Origin of the sequence: Binatus sp. (SeqCode), from assembly GCF_050013435.1 — a bacterium.
GTDB lineage: Bacteria > Desulfobacterota > Binatia > Binatales > Binataceae > Binatus.
Window position 1 is genome coordinate 1 of the sequence record NZ_JBEKFG010000118.1, and the last position, 5,899, is coordinate 5,899.

The following is a 5,899-nucleotide window of genomic DNA, read 5'->3' on the forward strand; positions in this document are numbered from 1 at the left end:
CGCTGCTATCCAGGAAAGAAAGGGGTGGGGACCGGCTCGGCGATTGTCGAAGCGGCCCGAATGGCGCATGCTGATAGTCCGCAACGTGACCATCCGGGAAATCCCGGTACGATTTCTATCTCAATTCGAGTCAGGGGAGGAATCCAACATGATCGGGATGGATTTTATAAGCTTTGTGATTTTGCTCATTATCAGCGCGGTGGTGTCCGCAATCTTGCACTATGGTCTGAACTACTACGTGATGCCGGGGTTCTGGTCGTTTTGTTCCAAGGTCGTTTTGGGGTGGGTCGGTGCGTGGCTAGGATCGCCTATCTTCGGCTACTGGCCTCATCGGTTCCCGGTTCTCCAGTACGAGAACATTTGGTTTATCCCCGCGATCCTGGGGTCGTTGGCCGTGCTGCTGGTGGCTGTTGACCTCGCCAAGATGTGGCGTGGTGCGCCGTAGAAGCGGCAGAACCTGCATCGGCCAGCAAGATCCCAAAACACCGCCGGGCGAGCGGTCAAGGGCGGTCCTTGACGGGGGGACGCGGCTGGGCAGCAATGCCGACGCTAGGCGCCATTTGGGGAAACTCGAGCCGCGGCTGCATCCATGAACACCCGAGACGCGGCGATTAGAGCCTACGGTTCGACAGTATCAAGTGGGTCAGAGAGGCCGCTATCTGAGACGACCAACAAAGAGGCCCGGACCTGCCGGGGCCAAGGACTGTGCCGATCGCCGGTTTTGCGGATCAGCCTGTGGACCCGCAAAGGTCCGACAGGCGCGCTAAATCACTAAGGGTCGGTTTCGAAAGTCATGAAGCACGAGCGATCCGACGCACGAGCAGCATGACGGATGCGGCGTAGAGGAAGGCGCGTGCGGAGTCGATGCTGGCCTCGAAGTCTTTTGTCAGCCGTCGATTGCGCCCGATCCACGCGAAGAACCGCTCGACTACCCAACGGCGCGGGTTTACGGCGAAGCCGACCTGATCAGGGTTCTTGCGCACGATCTCAACCGCGATCAACGTCGCCTTGGCGACCTTCTCCCCGGCATATCCGCTGTCGGCGAAGACCCGCTGGATGAACGGGAAGATGCGCCGCGAGACCCGCAGAAGCGGTCCGCCACCATCGCGGTCTTGGATACTCGCCGGACGCCGTTCGAGCACGAGGCCGCGCCCGTCGGTGTCCACGAGCGCATGGCGCTTACGTCCGTTAATCTTCTTTCCAGCATCGTAACCGCGCGGCCCGCCCGCCTCGGTGGTCTTGACGCTCTGGCTGTCGATGATTGCCGCCGAGGGGCTGGCGTCGCGCCCGACTCGTTCGCGATCCGCCATAACGAGCGCGTGGTTTATCCGTTCAAAGCGCCCGTCGTCGCGCCAGGCGGCAAACCAGCGGTAAATCGTCCCCCATGGCGGCAAGTCGCTCGGCACCAGCCGCCACGGGCAGCCCGCCCGCATGACATAGAAGATTCCGTTAACAATCTCGCGCATCGGCCACTCGCGCGGCCGGCCCGTCGCGCAGGGCTTCGGCAGGTGCGGCTCGATCACGTGCCACTCTGCGTCGGTCAGATCGGTTTGGTATCGAGTGACGGAGCGGCTATGCTGCTGTCGAGTGATCGGCGTCCACATGGCGAATCCAAGGTTGGTTCGAGAAGCCCCTCGGAATCACGGCAGGCGCCAATGACACAACCTTTTTCAAAGACTGCCGCTGGCAAGAGCCCAGGGGACTGAACTTGGACATCGACGGTTGGCTCCGCGGGATCGGTCTGGAGCAGTACGCGCAGACGTTTCGCGACAATGCGATCGATGCCGATGTGCTTTGTGACCTCACCGATGAGCACTTGCGCGAGCTTGGCCTACCGCTTGGGGCACGGCTCAAGTTATTGAGGGCCGTTGCTGCGTTTAGTACCGGACAGACGCCCATTTCTCCGGAGATCACGACTCCCGCTCCGCGCACCGACGCCGAGCGGCGCCAGGTCACCGTGATGTTTGCCGACCTGGTGGGTTCAACGGCGCTCTCTGCTCGCATGGACCCTGAAGATCTGCGCGAGGTCATTTCGGCCTACCAGAAGTGCGTTGCAAAAACCGTGCAGCGCTTCGGGGGTTTCGTGGCGAAGTACATGGGCGACGGCGTGCTCGTGTACTTCGGCTATCCACAGGCGCACGAGGACGATGCCGAGCGCGCAGTACGAGCCGGACTTGAGCTGGTTGGTGCTGTCAGTGCGCTCAAGCCGAATGCTCTGCTCCAAACCAGGATCGGTATTGCGACCGGGATGGTCGTTGTCGGAGACTTGATCGGATCGGGAGAAGCGCAGGAGCGCGGCATTGTCGGCGAGACGCCGAACCTGGCGGCGCGCCTGCAAGGCATCGCCGAGCCGAACGCGGTGCTCATCGCCGAGAGCACGCGAAGGCTACTTGGCAATCTGTTTCAGCTTGAGAACCTCGGGGCCAAGGACCTCAAGGGTATCGCTGGGCCGATGCGGGCCTATGCGGCGCTGCGGGCGAGTTCGGCGGAAGGCCGTTTCGAGGCCCTGCACGCGAGCGGCCTGACCGCGCTGGTCGGGCGGGAAGAAGAACTCGAATTACTGCTGCGGCGCTGGTCTCGCGCAAAGACCGGTGAAGGCCAAGTGGTATTGCTCTCCGGCGAGCCCGGCATCGGCAAGTCGCGGCTTACGGCGGCGCTGCTGGAACACGTCGCCGCCGAGCCGCACACGCGCTTGCGTTATTTTTGCTCTCCGCAACATACCGATAGCGCTTTTTATCCCATCATCGGCCAGATGGAGCGTGCCGCGACACTGGCACACGACGACACCCCGCAAGCGAAGCTCGACAGGCTCGATGCGATGTTCGCGCAGACTTCGACCTCCAAACAGGACGCTGCGCTCTTTGCGGAGATGCTGTCGCTGCCGAACGATGGTCGCTATCCCGCGCTTGACCTCGCCCCGGAAGAGCGCAGGCACAGAACGCTGGAAGCCCTGACGGCACAACTCGCGGGATTGGCTGGAAAGCGACCGGTGCTCATGATCGTCGAAGATACGCATTGGATCGACCCTACGAGTCTGGAAGCGTTCGGTCGGACGGTGGACCAAATTAAAACCCTACCGGTGCTGCTCATCGTAACTTTCCGCCCCGACTTCAACGCGCCGTGGGTGGGACGGTCACATGTGATGAGCCTAACGCTCAACCGCCTTGGGGAGCGTGAAGCGGCGGCTATCATCGCGCGTCTTGTCGGCAACAAGGAGCTACCGGCGGATGTGATGACGGAGATTGTCGAGCGCACCGACGGCATTCCGCTGTTTGTGGAGGAGATGACGAAGGCCGTGCTGGAGGCTGAGGGCGAGGGCGAAGCGCAGCGAACCGCTGCCGCGGTTCCATCCCCGGCCTTGGCCGTCCCCGCAAGCTTGCACGCCTCACTGATGGCGCGGCTCGACCGGCTCGGCCCGGCCAAGGAGGTAGCGCAGATCGGGGCGGCGATCGGGCGGGAGTTTTCGCATCCCCTGCTGGCGGCGGTGGTGCGCAAACCAGAGGCGGAGCTGCGATCTGCGCTGGACCGCCTTATTACCGCTGGCTTGCTGTTCCGGCAGGGCCTGCCACCGCACGCGACCTATCTGTTTAAGCATGCTCTCGTGCAGGACGCCGCTTACGGCACGCTGCTGCGCGAGCCGCGTCGTGCCCTGCACGCCCGCATCGCTGAAACCCTCGAGGGCCAGTTCGCCGATATCGCTGAGAGTCAGCCTGAACTACTGGCGCGCCACTACACTGAGGCCGGTTTGATCGAGAAGGCGGTCAGTTTTTGGCGCACTGCGGGACAGCGCTCGCTGGCGCGATCCGCGCTTCTTGAAGGCGCGGAGCAGCTCAAACGAGCGCTTGACCAAATCGCGACCTTGCCGGCCACGCCGGATTTGCATGGCGAAGAGATCAAGCTTCACGTCGCTTTCGCCAACGCTCTGGCGCTCACCGGCAACTTAGTGGATGGCAAAGAGCACTACGACCGGGCGCTCGCGATTTACGATCCCGCCGAACACCGTCCGCTTACGACGCGGTCTGGCCGGGACGTCGGGGTCTCTCTCTTGTCGTCTCGCGCCTCGTGTCTGTACAACCTTGGTTATCACGCGGCTTCGCGCAATGACGCCGAGCGCGCAGTCAAGAATGCGCGCGAAACCGGCCAGGCCGCCACTTTGTTGTATGCGCTGCAAACGGCAGGTTTTCTCTACATCTTGTGGAGAAATTACACCGCTGCAAATGCGCTGGCCGACGAGCTTATCGCTTTGGCAGACGAAAGAGGGGCACCGGTTTGGAAAGCACTTGGAACCGCATTGCGGGGTTGTCTTTTTGTACTGACCGGAAGAGCCTCGGATGCAGTCCGGGCGATCACCTCGGGGATCACCTTACTCCGATCAACTGGAGCAACTCTTTATGAACCACGGCATCTATGGTTCTTGGCAATGGCCTATGCGGAACTTGGCCAACTTGACGATGCTCGGCGTTGCATTGACGAAGCGATCGACAAAGTAGAAGGGTCGAAGGAAAAATGGTGCGAGGCCGAGGTGCATCGCATTGCCGGCGAAATCGCACTCAAATCGCTCGCGCCTGATCCAGAAAAGGCAGAGGCGTACTTTGATCACGCTCTCGCGGTAGCCCGTCAACAGCAAGCCAAATCCTGGGAACTCCGCGCTGCAATGAGCCTCGCGCGCCTCTGGCGTGACCAAAGGAAGCCGCAGCAGGCACGCGAACTGCTCGCTCCAGTTTACGGCTGGTTCACCGAAGGGTTCGACACGCTCGATCTGAAAGAGGCTAAGGCGTTGCTCGACGAATTGGCGACATGAATGCAGCGAGTTGCAATGGGTCCCCGAACCCGTGCGATATATTCGGGCCTATGAACGATCGGAGGCTGTGTTTTGGGACCGCAACTGGTTTAAATGCTCCCTCGATGCTACATTGCAATAAAAAAACGTCCACTCATCGACCGATCATATGGAGGGTACCATGGCCGAGGCTAGTAGCACTGCTAATAACGGCGTGAACGTCGCAGCTTTGATTGCCGCGCGCGAAGCGCTTACCGAAGCTCCTGCTGCTGCGCAGTTTAAATGGCGCGCCGCCTGCGAATGGAAGGATGGCACTCACAGTCATTCTACAGTCGAAGGTTTTTACGGCTTAGGGCAAGAACAGCATCACAAGAGAACTTTTACCTTCGATGCCGACCACCCGGAAATTTTTGCCTCCGAGGACAAAGGTGCCACGCCAGTCGAGTACGTTTTAGTCGGATTGGCAAGTTGTCTGACCGCAGGTATCGCCGCGGTTGCCCAACACCGCAATATTCAACTGCGCTCGGTCACGGCGACCCTAGAAGGGGACATGGACGTCCAAGGCATTCTCGGCATAGACGACGACGTGCGCAATGGATTCGGTGGCATCAAGGTGACCTACAAGATCGACGCCGACGCAAAACGCGAAGATATCGAAGCTCTCGTCGCGCAATCGCAGAAGCGATCGGCAGTCTATGACATCGTGACCAACCCGACGAATGTCACGGTCGTAGTGGATTGAGCCGCCGCAGGCCCATTGCCGCACTAGAATGAGAGCGACCGCCATTCGCACTGTCACTACAGTCGTTATCGGTGCCGGGCACGCCGGTCTGGCCATGAGCCGTTGCCTCTCCGAGCGTTCGATCGATCATGTGGTGTTGGAACGCGGTGAGGTTGCCCATACGTGGCGCACTGAACGCTGGGATTCGCTGCGGCTGCTGACGCCTAATTGGCAGAGCCGACTGCCCGGCTTCCAGTATAATGGCAGCGATCCGGAAGGCTACAGGACGCTGGCGGAGGTCATCGAATTCATCGGGAGTTACGCGAAGGCGATCTCGGCCCCGGTGCGAACCCACACGACGGTTGCATCGGCGCGCAGCACGGAGTCGGGATACCTGG

General features: G+C 61.0%; 4 protein-coding genes and 1 pseudogene. 4 read left to right on the forward strand and 1 reads right to left on the reverse strand.

Going from position 1 to position 5,899, the window contains the following annotated elements:
- On the forward strand, positions 1 to 445 hold a 445-nt coding region (locus tag ABSB13_RS16355), incomplete at its 5' end, for a hypothetical protein (RefSeq protein WP_428110367.1).
- Positions 446 to 791: 346 nt separating this feature from the next.
- Here the strand turns inward: ABSB13_RS16355 and ABSB13_RS16360 are convergent.
- Positions 792 to 1,604 (reverse strand): IS5 family transposase, encoded by an 813-nt coding sequence (locus ABSB13_RS16360; RefSeq protein ID WP_428110369.1) that lies wholly within the window; start codon positions 1,602 to 1,604, stop codon positions 792 to 794.
- A 104-nt stretch (positions 1,605 to 1,708) separates the two neighbouring features.
- Here ABSB13_RS16360 and ABSB13_RS16365 point away from each other — a divergent pair, with 104 nt between their 5' ends.
- The 3 genes and pseudogenes from ABSB13_RS16365 to ABSB13_RS16375 all read left to right on the forward strand — a co-directional run.
- Positions 1,709 to 4,801: an AAA family ATPase gene (locus tag ABSB13_RS16365; protein WP_428110370.1), complete on the forward strand. Its 3,093-nt coding sequence runs from the start codon at positions 1,709 to 1,711 to the stop codon at positions 4,799 to 4,801.
- 160 nt (positions 4,802 to 4,961) lie between these two features.
- A complete protein-coding gene (locus tag ABSB13_RS16370) occupies positions 4,962 to 5,522 on the forward strand; it encodes an OsmC family protein (RefSeq protein ID WP_428110372.1) in 561 nt (186 codons plus the stop codon).
- Between the two features lie 94 nt (positions 5,523 to 5,616).
- Positions 5,617 to 5,899: pseudogene (locus ABSB13_RS16375) on the forward strand (pyridine nucleotide-disulfide oxidoreductase); the annotation flags it as partial.